The following is a 14,423-nucleotide window of genomic DNA, read 5'->3' as shown; positions in this document are numbered from 1 at the left end:
ATGGCCACCAAGCCGCCCAAGGGTGATCCCGTCCAGGACGCGCCGCAGGTGACAGAGCCCCAGCACGCGGCGGCCGGCATCCCGGCCATCGGTCACACCCTGCGGATGGCACAGCGGCAGATGGGCGTGAAGCGGACCGCGCTGACGCTGCTCAGTGTCAACCAGAAGGACGGCTTCGACTGCCCGGGCTGCGCCTGGCCCGAGCCGGACCACCGGCACAAGGCGGAGTTCTGCGAGAACGGCGCGAAGGCGGTGGCCGAGGAGGCCACCCTGCGCCGGGTCACCCCGGAGTTCTTCGCCGCGCACCCCGTGACCGACCTCGCCACCCGCAGCGGGTACTGGCTGGGCCAGCAGGGACGGCTCACGCACCCGGTGTACCTCCCCGAGGGCGGCGACCACTACGAACCGGTCACCTGGGAGCGCGCCTTCGGCATCGTCGCGGAGGAGATCGCCGCCCTGGACTCCGCCGACGAGGCGGTGTTCTACACGTCGGGGCGTACGAGCAACGAGGCGGCGTTCCTCTACCAGCTCTTCGCGCGCGAGCTGGGCACGAACAACCTGCCCGACTGCTCCAACATGTGCCACGAGTCGTCCGGCTCCGCCCTGTCCGAGACCATCGGCGTCGGCAAGGGCAGCGTCCTCCTGGAGGACCTGTACAAGTCCGACCTGATCATCGTGGCGGGGCAGAACCCGGGCACCAACCACCCGCGCATGCTCTCCGCCCTGGAGCAGGCCAAGGCGAACGGCGCGCGGATCATCAGCGTCAACCCCCTGCCCGAGGCCGGGCTGGAGCGCTTCAAGAACCCGCAGACCGCCAAGGGGCTCACCGCGGGCGCCGCGCTCACCGACCTGTTCCTGCAGATCCGTCTCGGCGGCGACCAGGCCCTGTTCCGGCTGCTGAACAAGCTGATCCTGGAGACCGAGGGCGCGGTCGACGAGGACTTCGTCGCGGAACACACGCACGGCTACGAGGAGTTCGCCGAGACCGCGCGGGCCGCCGACTGGGACGAGACGCTGGCGGCGACCGGGCTCACCCGCGCGGAGATCGACGAGACGCTGCGCATGGTGCTCGCCTCCGAGCGCACCATCGTGTGCTGGGCGATGGGCCTGACCCAGCACAAGCACTCCGTGCCCACGATCCGCGAGGTCGTCAACTTCCTGCTGCTGCGCGGCAACATCGGCCGACCGGGCGCGGGCGTCTGCCCGGTGCGCGGCCACTCCAACGTGCAGGGCGACCGCACGATGGGCATCTTCGAGCGGCCCGCACCCGCGTTCCTGGACGCCCTGGAGAGGGAGTTCGGCTTCGCCCCGCCGCGCGAGCACGGCTACGACGTCGTACGGGCCATCCGCGCGCTGCGTGACGGGGAGGCGAAGGTCTTCTTCGCCATGGGCGGCAACTTCGTGTCGGCCTCGCCCGACACGGAGGTCACCGAGGCGGCCATGCGCCGGGCGCGCCTGACGGTGCACGTGTCGACGAAGCTGAACCGCTCGCACGCGGTCACCGGCGCGCGGGCGCTGATCCTGCCGACGCTGGGCCGCACCGAACGCGACCTCCAGGGCGGCGGCGAGCAGTTCGTCACCGTCGAGGACTCGATGGGCATGGTGCACGCCTCCCGGGGCCGGCTGGAGCCCGCGAGCGGGCAGCTGCTGTCCGAGCCGGCGATCGTGTGCCGCCTGGCGCGCCGGGTGCTGGGCGAGGACAGCCGTACGCCGTGGGAGGAGTTCGAGAAGGACTACGCGACGATCCGCGACCGCATCGGGCGGGTCGTCCCGGGCTTCGAGGACTTCAACGCGCGCGTGGCGCACCCCGGGGGCTTCGCGCTCCCGCACGCGCCCCGCGACGAGCGTCGCTTCCCGACGGCCACCGGCAAGGCCAACTTCACCGCCGCGCCGGTCGAGTACCCGGAGCTGCCCGAGGGGCGGCTGCTGCTCCAGACGCTGCGCTCGCACGACCAGTACAACACGACGATCTACGGCCTGGACGACCGCTACCGGGGCATCAGGAACGGCCGCAGGGTCGTCCTGGTCAACCCGGAGGACGCCCGGAAGCTGGACGTCGAGGACGGCTCGTACGTCGACCTGGTGAGCGAGTGGCGGGACGGGGTGGAGCGGCGGGCGCCCGGTTTCCGCGTCGTGCACTACCCGACGGCCCGGGGCTGCGCGGCGGCCTACTACCCGGAGACCAACGTGCTGGTGCCGCTGGACGCCACCGCGGACACCAGCAACACCCCGGCCAGCAAGTCCGTGGTCGTCCGTCTGGAACAATCGGCGACCGACTGAGCGTTTGCTCAGTCGAGCCGACGGCCCCACCGGGCGGCCGGCGCGCCAGCCAGACGGAGCGACGAGACGGAGCCGGCCCATGGGCGAGCAGCAGCAGACGCAGTTCCCGCAGGAAGTCATCGACGAGTATGCCGCGCTCGGCGTCGACCTGCCCGCGCTGTTCTCCGCCGGGCACCTCGGTACGCGCATGGGCGTGCAGATCGTCGAGGCGTCGCCCGAGCGGGTCGTCGGCACGATGCCGGTGGAGGGCAACACCCAGCCGTACGGGCTGCTGCACGGCGGCGCCTCGGCGGTGCTGGCCGAGACGCTCGGCTCGGTCGGTTCGATGCTGCACGGAGGCAGTTCGAAGATCGCGGTCGGCGTCGACCTGAACTGCACGCACCACCGCGGGGCCCGCTCCGGCCTGGTCACCGGGGTGGCCACGCCGGTGCACCGGGGCCGGTCGACGGCGACGTACGAGATCGTGATCAGCGACGACCAGGACCGGCGGGTGTGCACCGCCCGTCTGACCTGCCTGCTGCGGGACGTGAACCCGGGCGACGCGGCCACGGCGGGCTGAGGCGCCGGGGGCGGCCCCGCGGCCTCTCCGGTCGGGGCACTCACGGCTCGGGCATTGCTCCCGGCCGCGCGCCGTCCTAGCGTCGGGGCATGGGACGGGGAGAGGCCCCCTGGCCGGGGGTGGCGGCTCGGCGGCTCCTTCTCGGCGCCCTGCTGGCCGTCACGGCGGTCACCACCGCCGCCTGCGGCGACTCCGGTGACCAGGAGGCCGGTTCCGGCACCAGGAGCGCGAGGACGCAGCCACCCTCCCCCGTGCAGGCCTGCGTCGGCGCCGTCGGCTACTGGGCGCGCCACTGGCTGGCCGGCGGCGAACCCTACGGCGACTACCAGTCGATGGGTCTGTCCAACCGTCAGTACGGCATCCTGCGCGAGGTCGTGGCGGCCGCGCGGGTCACCCAGCGGGACCAGGGCGACCGCGCCGCGCGGGAGTTGATCGACCGCCAGGTGCGCGAGGCGTGCGAGGAGCGGTACGCCGGTGGCGGTCCGAGCAAGGGCCCGTGGCGGTGACGGGCGGCATCGGGCCCGTCGAGCCGGGCGAGGACACCCACTCCTGGGACATCGCCGGCCACGCCCGCCCGCGCGGCCGTATCGCCCGGTCCTGCGAGCGTCACCGCCGGACCGTTCTCACGGCCGCCGCCCTCCTCCTGCTGCTCGGCGCCGCTCACCTGTACGCCGACCGGACCCGGGAGCCTGCGGCCGATCCGCCGCCCTACCCCTCCCAGGCGGTCACGCTCGCATACCTGGACGCCGTGGACGGGGCGGAGGCCGGCGGCTTCAGCTTCGCGGTGCGGCTGAGCGTCCGGTCGGGACCGCCCGTCACCGTGACGCGGATCGCCCAGCCCTCGGCCGGCCTCTCGGTGACCTCGTCGCCCGCGGCACCTTTCCAGACAAAGCCGCATTCCGCCAGCAAGATCATTGTCACTCTGCGGGTGACGGAATGCGATAAAGCGCCCCGGAACCTCGGATTCCCTTTCCTGGATGTAACGCTGCGTAATGCGCGCGCAATACAAGCCCACAGTTTCATCCTGGGGCCACGCTATGCGCGGCAGCTCTCCCAGGCACTTCACGTCGCTTGCAGCAACGATTCGCGGTAATCACCAAAACGCTCCAGACACCTGAACACAGGTGGCGCGTCCTGCGGGTTCTCAGCATGCGGACAGGGCGAATCGGCCTGAATTCCGCCCTTCTTCCCAGCCAGTACCGCTCTGCATTACCCGGTGTCATAACAAGAGCGTCACAGCATGAGTCAGACCCTCCTCCACGTTCCCCACACACGCTTAGAGTCACGGCCAGTCACCGCGCCGTCGGATTGTCACTTCGGCCCAGCGCTCGACTCGGGCCGTCTCCACGGGGAAGCGGCTGTGCCAGGGAAAGGACTGATCGTGCGTCAACGTTCGCTCATCGCCATCACCGCCGCTCTGGCGGCGGGAGCGCTCACCCTCACCGCCTGCGGTTCGCGCGACGACGACGGCGGCTCGGACTCCGGAAGCGGCGGTGGCGGAACCACCGTCGTCATCGGCGTCGACGCCCCGCTGACCGGCGACCTGTCCGCGCTGGGCCTCGGCATCAAGAACTCGGTCGACCTCGCCGCGAAGACCGCCAACAAGGACAACTACGTCGACGGCGTCAAGTTCGAGATACAGGCGCTGGACGACCAGGGCCAGCCGTCCGTGGGCCAGCAGAACGCCACCAAGCTCGTCGCCAACGACGACGTCCTCGGTGTCGTGGGCCCGCTGAACTCCTCGGTCGGCGAGTCCATGCAGAAGGTCTTCGACACGGCCAAGCTGGTCGAGGTCTCCCCCGCCAACACCAACCCCGCCCTGACCCAGGGCGTGGACTGGCAGACCAAGCAGGTCCGGCCGTACAAGTCGTACTTCCGCACCGCGACCACGGACGCCATCCAGGGCCCGTTCGCCGCGCAGTACGTCTTCAACGACTCCAAGAAGAAGAAGGTCTTCGTCATCGACGACAAGAAGACCTACGGCGCCGGTCTGGCCGCCACCTTCACCGACGAGTTCAAGAAGCTCGGCGGCCAGGTCGTCGGCACCGAGCACATCAACCCGGACACCAAGGACTTCAACGCCGTCGCCACCAAGGTGAAGAACTCCGGCGCCGACGTCGTCTACTACGGCGGCGAGTACCCGCAGGCCGGTCCGCTCAGCAAGCAGATCAAGGCGGCCGGGGCGAAGATCCCCGTGGTCGGCGGTGACGGCATCTACAGCGCCGACTTCATCAAGCTCGCCGGCGCCACCGGCAACGGCGATCTCGCGACCTCCGTCGGCGCGCCGGTCGAGGAACTGCCCTCGGCCAAGGAGTTCGTCGCCAACTACGAGTCCGCGGGCTACAAGGAGGCCTACGAGGCGTACGGCGGCTACTCCTACGACTCCGGCTGGGCGATCATCGAGGCCGTCAAGAAGGTCGTCGAGGACAACGACGGGAAGCTCCCCGACGACGCCCGCGCCAAGGTCACCGAGGCCATGCAGAACGTCTCCTTCGACGGTGTGACCGGCAAGGTCTCCTTCGACGAGTTCGGTGACGCGACGAACAAGCAGCTCACCGTGTACGCCGTCGAGAACGGTGCCTGGAAGTCGGTGAAGTCCGGCACCTACACCGGCTGATCAACCGCACCCACCACTGATCACGTGATCACGAGCCGCGCGGGGCGCCGTTCCAGGCGCCCCGCGCGGACTCGCATCCGGCCACATCCGTCGATAGTTCCGAAAGTCTCGGAGGACATGCGGTGAACGAACTGCCGCAGCAGCTGGTCAACGGCCTGCTACTGGGATCCATGTACGGGCTGGTCGCCATCGGCTACACGATGGTCTATGGCATCGTCCAGCTCATCAACTTCGCCCACGGCGAGATCTTCATGACCGGCGCCTTCGGCGCGCTCACGGTCTATCTCTACATCCTGCCCGACGGCACCTCCATGCTGATCGCCCTACCCCTGATGCTGATCGGCGCAGTGATCGTCTCGGTCACCGTCGCGGTCGGGGCGGAACGGTTCGCCTACCGTCCGTTGCGCGGCGCACCCCGCCTCGCCCCCCTCATCACCGCCATCGGCCTCTCCCTCGCCCTCCAGCAGGCCGTGTGGGCCTGGTACCCCGGCGCCAAGTCGAAGATCACCTTCCCCCAGATCGACGGCGGCCCCTTCCACCTCGGCAGCGTCACGCTGCAGACCGGTGACATCTTCCTGCTCGTCGCGGCCCCCATCAGCATGGCCGTCCTCGCCTTCTTCGTGATGCGCACCCGCACCGGACGCGGCATGCAGGCCACCGCCCAGGACCCGGACACCGCCAAGCTGATGGGCGTCAACACCGACCGCATCATCGTGATCGCGTTCGCACTCGGCGCCGTGTTCGCCGCCGTCGGAGCCGTCGCCAACGGTCTCAAGTACGGCGACATCGACTTCCGCATGGGCTTCATCCTCGGCCTCAAGGCCTTCACCGCCGCCGTCCTCGGCGGCATCGGCAACATCTACGGCGCCATGATCGGCGGCGTGGTCCTCGGCGTCGCCGAGACCCTGGCCACGGCGTTCATCGCCGACGTACCCGGTCTGGAGAAGCTCGGCAGCCAGTCCTGGGCCGACGTCTGGGCCTTCATCCTCCTCATCCTCGTGCTCCTGTTCAGGCCACAGGGCCTGCTGGGCGAACGCGTCGCGGACAGGGCGTGACACCGATGACCACACAGACCACCGCACCCGAGAACGCCGGCACCCCCGCCGCGCACGAAGCCTCCGGCCTCATCGGGATACCCGCACAGGCCGGCCGCGCCCTCGCCACCGGCGGCGGCGTCCTCACCGTCGTCTCCACCTTCCTCGCCTGGACCTGGACCGCCGAATTCCCCGGCGACCTCACCTACTACGGCTACCCGGGCGGCCTCCAGGTCCTGGTCCTCATCGCCGGCGCCCTCACCGCGCTCTTCGGCCTCGCCTCCTACGACGTCAAGGGACTGCGCTGGCTGGTGCCCGCAGGCGCCGACGCCGCCCTCAAGTTCGCCGCCCTCGCCGCGTTCGCCACCACCTGGTACACGGTCATCGCGATCAGCGCCCAGCTCGGCGGACTCGTCAACCTGGAGCCGGGCGCCTACGTCGCCGCCGTCGCCACCCTGCTCGCCGTCCTCGGCTCGCTCGCCCTGCCCTTCGAACGCCCCGAACCCGACCCGTTCGACCCGGACGACACCGGCTGGGAGCAGTTCAAGCACACCACCGCGCACAACTGGCAGACCGTCAGGGCGGCCTTCGCCGGCGGCACCCCTCGCCCGGTGCGCGCCCTGCCCTCGTACGTCGAGATCCTGATCATCGTCGCCGTCCTCGCGATCGCCCTGCTGGTCTTCACCTACGGCATCGGCACCGAGTACGACGAACTCTTCGTCGGCTTCCTGGTCACCGCCGGCCTCGGCTTCGCCGCCCTCAACAAGGCCGGACTGGTCGCCCAGGCCACCGAGATCACCACCCGGCACCAGAACATCACCGTCTGCGGCGCCTTCATCGCGGCCGCCTGCTTCCCCTTCACCCAGTCCGACGACCAGTACGCGACCCTCGGCGTCTACATCCTCATCTTCGCCACGGTCGCCCTCGGCCTGAACATCGTCGTCGGCCTCGCCGGTCTGCTCGACCTCGGCTACGTCGCCTTCCTCGGTGTCGGCGCCTACGCGGCCGCGCTGGTCTCCGGCTCGCCCAGCTCGCCGTTCGACGTGCACTTCCCCTTCTGGGCGGCCGTCATCGTGGGTGCCCTGGCGTCGCTGGTCTTCGGCGTCCTCATCGGCGCCCCCACCCTGCGGCTGCGCGGCGACTACCTCGCCATCGTCACCCTCGGCTTCGGTGAGATCTTCCGCATCACCGCCAACAACCTCGACGGCACCTCGGGTCCCGACCTCACCAACGGCTCCAACGGCGTCTCGTCCATCCCGGACCTGAAGATCTTCGGGCTCGACCTCGGCGTCCAGCACGACATCGGCGGCTTCACCATCGGCCGGTTCGCCAACTACTTCTTCCTGATGCTCGTCATCACGGCCGTCGTCGTCCTCGTCTTCCGGCGCAGCGGCGACTCCCGCATCGGCCGCGCCTGGGTCGCGATCCGCGAGGACGAGACCGCCGCCCTCGCCATGGGCATCAACGGCTTCCGCGTCAAGCTCATCGCCTTCGCCGTGGGCGCCACCCTCGCCGGTCTGGCCGGCACCGTGCAGGCGCACGTCACCTACACCGTGACGCCCGAGCAGTACCTCTTCGCCGGCACCACCCCGCCCAACTCGGCGTTCCTGCTCGCCGCGGTCGTCCTCGGCGGCATGGGCACCATCGCCGGTCCGCTGATCGGCGCCTCGCTGCTCTTCCTGATCCCCAACAAGCTCCAGTTCCTCGGCGACTACCAGCTCTTCGCCTTCGGACTCGCGCTCGTCCTGCTCATGCGCTTCCGCCCCGAGGGACTCATCGCCAACCGGCGCCGCAAGCTCGAATTCCACGAAGAGGCCGAAGCGCCCACCACCCTGAGCAAGACAGGGGCCTGACCACCATGACCACCGACACCACCACCAGGGACACCACCCCGGGCGCACCCGCCCCCGGCACCACCGTCCTCGACGCGCGCGGCGTCACGATGCGCTTCGGCGGACTGACGGCCGTCAACGGAGTCGACCTCACCGTCAACAGCGGGGAGATCGTCGGTCTGATCGGCCCCAACGGCGCCGGCAAGACCACCTTCTTCAACTGCCTGACCGGCCTCTACATCCCGACCGAGGGCGAGGTCCGCTACAAGGACAAGGTCCTGCCGGCCAAGTCCTTCAAGGTCACCGCCGCCGGCATCGCCCGCACCTTCCAGAACATCCGCCTGTTCTCCAACATGACGGTTCTGGAGAACGTCCTCGTCGGCCGCCACACGCGGACCAAGGAGGGCTTCTGGTCGGCCGTCCTGCGCGGACCGGGTTTCCACAAGGCGGAGAAGGCATCCCGCGAACGCGCCGAGGAACTGCTGGAGTTCGTGGGCCTGGCGAGCAAGGCCGACCACCTCGCGCGGAACCTGCCGTACGGCGAGCAGCGCAAGCTGGAGATCGCCCGCGCCCTCGCCAGCGAGCCGGGGCTGCTGCTCCTGGACGAGCCGACGGCCGGCATGAACCCGCAGGAGACCCGGGCCACCGAGGAACTGGTCTTCGCCATCCGCGACAAGGGCATCGCGGTCCTCGTCATCGAGCACGACATGCGGTTCATCTTCAACCTCTGCGACCGCGTCGCCGTCCTCGTGCAGGGCCAGAAGCTCGTCGAGGGCGACAGCGCGACCGTGCAGGGCGACGAGCGCGTCATCGCCGCCTACCTCGGCGAACCCCTGGAGAACGACCCCGGTGCCGCGGAGGCCGCCGAGGTGGAGGCCGCCGAGGCCGCCCAGGCCGCCTCCTCGGACACCTCGGCCGGCAAGGAGAACGACCGATGACCGCACTGCTCGAGGTCGAGGACCTCCGCGTCGCCTACGGCAAGATCGAGGCCGTGAAGGGCATCTCCTTCAAGGTCGACGCCGGTGAGGTGGTCACCCTCGTCGGCACCAACGGCGCCGGCAAGACCACCACCCTGCGTACGCTGTCGGGCCTGCTGAAGCCCGTCGGCGGTCAGATCAAGTTCGGGGGCAAGTCGCTCAAGAAGGTGCCGGCGCACCAGATCGTCTCCTTGGGACTCGCCCACTCGCCCGAGGGGCGGCACATCTTCCCCCGCATGACGATCGAGGACAACCTCCGCCTCGGCGCCTTCCTGCGCAGCGACCGGGCGGGCATCGAGAAGGACATCCAGCGCGCCTACGACCTCTTCCCGATCCTCGGGGAGCGCCGGAAGCAGGCCGCGGGCACCCTCTCCGGCGGTGAGCAGCAGATGCTCGCCATGGGCCGTGCCCTGATGTCCCAGCCCAAGCTGCTCATGCTCGACGAGCCCTCCATGGGTCTCTCCCCCATCATGATGCAGAAGATCATGCAGACGATCGCCGAGCTGAAGTCCCAGGGCACCACCATCCTGCTCGTCGAGCAGAACGCGCAGGCGGCCCTGTCCCTGGCCGACCACGGCCACGTGATGGAGGTCGGCAGCATCGTCCTGTCCGGCAGCGGGCAGGACCTGCTGCACGACGAGTCGGTCCGCAAGGCCTACCTCGGCGAGGACTGAGCCCGCGTCCGCGGGAACGGAGAGGCCCGCGCCCCCCCTCGGGGGCGCGGGCCTCTCTCGTGGTCCCGGGTGTCAGCCCTTGGCCGCCTTCTTCTCGTCGGCGTCCTGGATGACCGCCTCGGCCACCTGCTGCATCGACATCCGCCGGTCCATGGAGGTCTTCTGGATCCAGCGGAAGGCGGCCGGCTCGGTCAGGCCGTACTCCGTCTGGAGCACCGACTTGGCCCGGTCCACCAGCTTCCGCGTCTCCAGGCGCTGGCTGAGGTCGGCGACCTCCTTCTCCAGCTCCTTCAGCTCCGTGAACCGCGAGACGGCCATCTCGATCGCCGGAACGACGTCGCTCTTGCTGAACGGCTTCACGAGGTACGCCATGGCGCCGGCGTCCCGGGCCCGCTCCACCAGGTCGCGCTGGGAGAACGCGGTGAGCATCAGCACCGGCGCGATGCTCTCCTCGGCGATCTTCTCGGCCGCGGAGATGCCGTCCAGCTTGGGCATCTTCACGTCGAGGATCACCAGGTCCGGCCGGTGCTCGCGGGCCAGCTCCACCGCCTGCTCCCCGTCCCCGGCCTCGCCGACGACGGAGTAACCCTCCTCCTCCAGCATCTCTTTGAGGTCCAGCCGGATGAGCGCCTCGTCCTCGGCGATGACGACACGGGTCGTCAGCGGAGGCACGTGCGACTTGTCGTCGTCGGGCACGTCTACGGGCTGGGGCGACTCGGGGGAGGTCACGTGAGCTCCTAGTTCGGGGCAGGGGTACCGCTGACAAGAGCCTACCTAGCTCCTGTATCTTTGAGTCACCGAGGGGCTACACTGACCTTCGGTTCGAAGAGGCTCCGGTAGTCCAATCGGCAGAGACGATGCCCTCAAAAGGCATTCAGTGTGGGTTCGAGTCCCACCCGGGGCACTTTACCTTCATTTCGAAGGCATCCCTGAGATCCGTCGGGGCACCCGTTCAGCGGTCGTCCTCCCCGATGTGATGCACCCGCACCAGGTTCGTCGTACCGGAGACACCGGGCGGTGAGCCCGCCGTGATGACCACGACGTCGCCCTTCTCGCAGCGGCCGTACTTGAGCAGCAGCTCGTCCACCTGGTCGACCATCGCGTCCGTGGAGTCCACGTGCGGGCCCAGGAAGGTCTCCACGCCCCAGGTCAGGCTCAGCTGCGAGCGGGTGGCCGGCTCCGGGGTGAAGGCGAGCAGCGGGATGGGCGAGCGGTAGCGGGACAGGCGGCGGACGGTGTCGCCGGACTGGGTGAAGGCCACCAGGAACTTCGCGCCGAGGAAGTCGCCCATCTCCGCCGCGGCCCGGGCCACCGCGCCGCCCTGGGTGCGGGGCTTGTTGCGCTCGGTCAGCGGGGGCAGGCCCTTGGCCAGGATGTCCTCCTCCGCCGCCTCGACGATCCGGGCCATGGTGCGCACCGTGTCGGTCGCGTGCTTGCCGACGCTCGTCTCGCCGGAGAGCATCACCGCGTCCGTGCCGTCGATGACCGCGTTGGCGACGTCGGAGGCCTCCGCGCGGGTGGGACGGGCGTTGTCGATCATCGAGTCGAGCATCTGGGTGGCGACGATCACGGGCTTGGCGTTGCGCTTCGCCAGCTTGATCGCGCGCTTCTGGACGATCGGCACCTGCTCCAGGGGCATCTCGACGCCGAGGTCGCCGCGGGCGACCATGATGCCGTCGAAGGCCGCGACGATGCCCTCGATGTCCTCCACGGCCTGCGGCTTCTCGACCTTGGCGATGACGGGCAGGCGGCGGCCCTCCTCGTCCATGATGCGGTGCACGTCGAGGATGTCCCGCCCGCTGCGCACGAAGGACAGCGCGATCACGTCGAAGCCGCTGCGCAGGGCCCAGCGCAGGTCGTCCTCGTCCTTCTTCGAGAGCGCGGGGACGGACACCGCGACGCCCGGGAGGTTGAGGCCCTTGTGGTCGGAGACCATGCCGCCCTCGATCACCGTCGTGCGGACGCGGGGCCCGTCGACGCCGGTGACCTCCAGGCAGACCTTGCCGTCGTCGACGAGGACGCGCTCACCGGGGGTGACGTCGGCGGCGAGGCCGGCGTACGTGGTCCCGCAGGCGTGGCGGTCGCCCTCGACGCCCTCCTCGACGGTGATGGTGAAGGTGTCGCCGCGTTCAAGGAGTACGGGACCCTCACCGAAGTGGCCGAGGCGGATCTTCGGACCCTGAAGGTCGGCGAGGGCGCCGACGCTGCGGCCCGTCTCGTCGGACGCCTTCCGGACACGGCGGTAACGCTCTTCGTGCTCGGCGTGGGTGCCGTGGCTGAAATTGAAGCGGGCGATGTCCATTCCGGCGTCGACCAGGTCCTTGATCTGGTCGTACGAGTCGGTGGCGGGCCCAAGAGTGCAGACGATCTTTGCTCGGCGCATGGGTCGAGCCTATGACTTACCGGCCAGTAGCGAATTGGCCACGTATGACCACTCAACAACCTTTGAGTAAAGGGTTATTGACAAGTGTTGAATTGTGCGCCGGGGCGCTCCGATGAGCATTCCGGGCGGTTCTTATTGCGCCTTTCGGGCAATTGAGCGACCCGCTGTTGACAGGCGAGGTGATCACGCAGGAATCTACGCGCGTTGTTGATGCCGTGCCGTCGAGGAGATCCCGTCATGCCGTTCAACCGCCGGAAGTTCCTGAGCAGGTCCGCAGTGACGGGGGCGGGGGTGGCGCTGGCCGGTGCGGCGGCGGCTCCGGCGGCCGAGGCGGCACCCGCCGAGCACCCCGGCCGCAGGCGGCCCAAGCGGTACGCGCTGACCGTGCTGGGCACCACCGACCTGCACGGACACGTCTTCAACTGGGACTACTTCAAGGACGCCGAGTACACGGACGCGGCGGGCAACGCGCAGGGGCTGGCGCGCATATCGGCCCTGGTCGACCAGGTTCGCGAGGAGAAGGGCCGCCGCAACACGCTGCTCCTCGACGCGGGCGACACCATCCAGGGCACCCCGCTGACGTACTACTACGCCAAGGTGGACCCGATCACCGCCAAGGGCGGCCCGGTGCACCCGATGGCCCAGGCGATGAACGCCATCGGGTACGACGCGGTGGCGCTCGGCAACCACGAGTTCAACTACGGCATCGAGACGCTGCGCAAGTTCGAGGAGCAGTGCGACTTCCCGCTGCTCGGCGCGAACGCGGTCGACGCGAAGACGCTGAAGCCCGCGTTCCCGCCGTACTTCATGAAGACCTTCCGGGTGAAGGGCGCGCCGCCGGTGAAGGTGGCGGTGCTGGGCCTGACCAACCCCGGGATCGCGATCTGGGACAAGGCGTACGTGCAGGGGAAGCTCGCCTTCCCGGGGCTGGAGGAGCAGGCGGCGAAGTGGGTGCCGAAGCTTCGCTCGATGGGCGCCGACGTGGTGGTCGTCTCGGCGCACTCCGGCTCCTCGGGCACGTCCTCCTACGGCGACCAGCTCCCGTACGTCGAGAACGCGGCGGCCAACGTGGCGAAGCAGGTGCCGGGCATCGACGCGATCCTCGTCGGGCACGCGCACCAGGAGATCGCGGAGCTGAAGGTCGTCAACGACAGGACCGGGAAGACCGTCGTCCTGTCGGAGCCGCTGTGCTACGCCGAGCGGCTCACCCTCTTCGACTTCGAGCTGGTATTCGAACGCGGCCGGTGGCACGTGGAGTCGGTGAAGGCGTCGCTGCGCAACACCAACACGGTCGCCGACGACCCGAGGATCACCAGACTCCTGACCGACGAGCACGCGAAGGTCGTGGCGTACGTCAACCAGGTCGTCGGCACCGCCACCGAGGCGCTGACGACGGTGGAGGCACGGTACAAGGACGCCCCGATCATCGACCTGATCACCAAGGTGCAGGAGGACGTGGTCAAGGAGGCGCTGGCGGGCACCGAGTACGCGTCGCTGCCGGTGCTGGCGCAGGCGTCGCCGTTCTCCCGGACCTCCGAGATCCCGGCCGGCGACGTGACCATCCGGGACCTGTCGAGCCTGTACGTGTACGACAACACGCTGGTCGCGAAGGTGCTGACGGGCGCGCAGGTGCGGGCCTACCTGGAGTACTCGGCGGAGTACTACGCCCGGACGGCCGCCGGTGCCCCCGTGGACGTGGACAAGCTGACCAACGCGGGCGGCCGCCCGGACTACAACTACGACTACGTGTCGGGGCTGACGTACGAGATCGACATCGCGCAGGCGGCCGGGTCGCGGATCAGGAACCTCGCCCACGGCGGTGCTCCGCTCGCCGACGACCAGCAGTTCGTGCTGGCGGTGAACAACTACCGGGCCAACGGCGGCGGTGCCTTCCCGCACGTGGCGTCGGCCAAGGAGGTGTGGGCGGAGTCGACGGAGATCCGCACGCGCATCGCCGAGTGGGTGACGGCGAAGGGCGTGCTGGACCCGAAGGACTTCGCGTCCGTGGACTGGTCGCTGACGCGGGACGGCACGCCGGTGTTCTGATCCGGGTCCGCCGGGCGGCCC

The 14,423-nt window shown here is 69.5% G+C and carries 12 protein-coding genes and 1 tRNA gene; 11 read left to right on the top strand and 2 right to left on the bottom strand.

Annotated elements, in window-relative coordinates; translation table 11 throughout:
* From ACGF3J_RS27820 to ACGF3J_RS27780, 9 genes are all read left to right on the top strand, one after another.
* Positions 1-2,280, top strand: a complete 2,280-nt coding sequence (locus ACGF3J_RS27820) for an FdhF/YdeP family oxidoreductase (protein ID WP_161326037.1) — start codon at positions 1-3, stop codon at positions 2,278-2,280.
* A gap of 79 nt (positions 2,281-2,359) precedes the next feature.
* On the top strand, positions 2,360-2,839 hold the full coding sequence (locus ACGF3J_RS27815; protein WP_161326038.1) for a PaaI family thioesterase: 480 nt from the start codon (positions 2,360-2,362) through the stop codon (positions 2,837-2,839).
* A gap of 89 nt (positions 2,840-2,928) precedes the next feature.
* The gene (locus ACGF3J_RS27810; protein WP_161326039.1) at positions 2,929-3,345 is read left to right on the top strand and encodes a hypothetical protein; all 417 of its coding nucleotides are present in this window, start codon (positions 2,929-2,931) and stop codon (positions 3,343-3,345) included.
* Entirely contained in the window at positions 3,336-3,932 is a 597-nt protein-coding gene (locus ACGF3J_RS27805) for a Tat pathway signal sequence domain protein (protein ID WP_346345928.1), read from the top strand. The genes ACGF3J_RS27810 and ACGF3J_RS27805 overlap by 10 nt, the downstream gene beginning before the upstream one ends.
* 288 nt (positions 3,933-4,220) lie before the next feature.
* Positions 4,221-5,456 carry a branched-chain amino acid ABC transporter substrate-binding protein gene (locus ACGF3J_RS27800; RefSeq protein ID WP_161326040.1) on the top strand — a complete coding sequence of 412 codons (1,236 nt, stop codon included), beginning with the start codon at positions 4,221-4,223 and terminating at the stop codon, positions 5,454-5,456.
* 122 nt (positions 5,457-5,578) lie between these two features.
* A complete protein-coding gene (locus ACGF3J_RS27795; RefSeq protein WP_161326041.1) occupies positions 5,579-6,511 on the top strand; it encodes a branched-chain amino acid ABC transporter permease in 933 nt (310 codons plus the stop codon).
* A 5-nt stretch (positions 6,512-6,516) separates the two neighbouring features.
* Entirely contained in the window at positions 6,517-8,343 is a 1,827-nt protein-coding gene (locus ACGF3J_RS27790; RefSeq protein WP_161326042.1) for a branched-chain amino acid ABC transporter permease, read from the top strand.
* Between the two features lie 5 nt (positions 8,344-8,348).
* Positions 8,349-9,260 (top strand): ABC transporter ATP-binding protein, encoded by a 912-nt coding sequence (locus ACGF3J_RS27785; protein WP_161326043.1) that lies wholly within the window; start codon positions 8,349-8,351, stop codon positions 9,258-9,260.
* Positions 9,257-9,973, top strand: a complete 717-nt coding sequence (locus tag ACGF3J_RS27780) for an ABC transporter ATP-binding protein (RefSeq protein WP_161326044.1) — start codon at positions 9,257-9,259, stop codon at positions 9,971-9,973. The genes ACGF3J_RS27785 and ACGF3J_RS27780 overlap by 4 nt, the downstream gene beginning before the upstream one ends.
* 72 nt (positions 9,974-10,045) lie before the next feature.
* Here the strand turns inward: ACGF3J_RS27780 and ACGF3J_RS27775 are convergent, their stop codons facing one another.
* Positions 10,046-10,702, bottom strand: a complete 657-nt coding sequence (locus ACGF3J_RS27775; protein WP_122615019.1) for an ANTAR domain-containing response regulator — start codon at positions 10,700-10,702, stop codon at positions 10,046-10,048.
* A 101-nt stretch (positions 10,703-10,803) separates the two neighbouring features.
* Between ACGF3J_RS27775 and ACGF3J_RS27770 the strand changes: the two genes are divergently transcribed.
* Positions 10,804-10,877, top strand: a tRNA-Leu gene (locus tag ACGF3J_RS27770).
* Positions 10,878-10,925: 48 nt separating this feature from the next.
* Here ACGF3J_RS27770 and pyk read toward each other — a convergent pair.
* Positions 10,926-12,356 (bottom strand): pyruvate kinase, encoded by a 1,431-nt coding sequence (gene pyk, locus ACGF3J_RS27765; RefSeq protein WP_161326045.1) that lies wholly within the window; start codon positions 12,354-12,356, stop codon positions 10,926-10,928.
* 237 nt (positions 12,357-12,593) lie between these two features.
* Between pyk and ACGF3J_RS27760 the strand changes: the two genes are divergently transcribed.
* Positions 12,594-14,402, top strand: coding sequence for a bifunctional UDP-sugar hydrolase/5'-nucleotidase (locus tag ACGF3J_RS27760; protein WP_161326046.1), 1,809 nt, complete (start codon positions 12,594-12,596; stop codon positions 14,400-14,402).
* Positions 14,403-14,423 lie beyond the last annotated feature (21 nt).

Source organism: Streptomyces sp. NPDC048171, assembly GCF_043202655.1.
In the GTDB taxonomy this organism is placed as follows: Bacteria; Actinomycetota; Actinomycetes; order Streptomycetales; family Streptomycetaceae; genus Streptomyces.
Note: the sequence above shows the minus strand (reverse complement) of the source record. Positions and strands in the feature narration are given on the sequence as shown.

Excerpts from the sequence above, each read along its gene's own strand:
- ACGF3J_RS27820 (WP_161326037.1), top strand. The coding sequence starts at position 1 with ATGGCCACCAAGCCGCCCAAGGGTGATCCCGTCCAGGACGCGCCGCAG.
- ACGF3J_RS27815 (WP_161326038.1), top strand. The coding sequence starts at position 2,360 with ATGGGCGAGCAGCAGCAGACGCAGTTCCCGCAGGAAGTCATCGACGAG.
- ACGF3J_RS27810 (WP_161326039.1), top strand. The coding sequence starts at position 2,929 with ATGGGACGGGGAGAGGCCCCCTGGCCGGGGGTGGCGGCTCGGCGGCTC.
- ACGF3J_RS27790 (WP_161326042.1), top strand. The coding sequence starts at position 6,517 with ATGACCACACAGACCACCGCACCCGAGAACGCCGGCACCCCCGCCGCG.
- ACGF3J_RS27785 (WP_161326043.1), top strand. The coding sequence starts at position 8,349 with ATGACCACCGACACCACCACCAGGGACACCACCCCGGGCGCACCCGCC.
- ACGF3J_RS27780 (WP_161326044.1), top strand. The coding sequence starts at position 9,257 with ATGACCGCACTGCTCGAGGTCGAGGACCTCCGCGTCGCCTACGGCAAG.
- pyk (WP_161326045.1), bottom strand. The coding sequence starts at position 12,356 with ATGCGCCGAGCAAAGATCGTCTGCACTCTTGGGCCCGCCACCGACTCG.
- ACGF3J_RS27760 (WP_161326046.1), top strand. The coding sequence starts at position 12,594 with ATGCCGTTCAACCGCCGGAAGTTCCTGAGCAGGTCCGCAGTGACGGGG.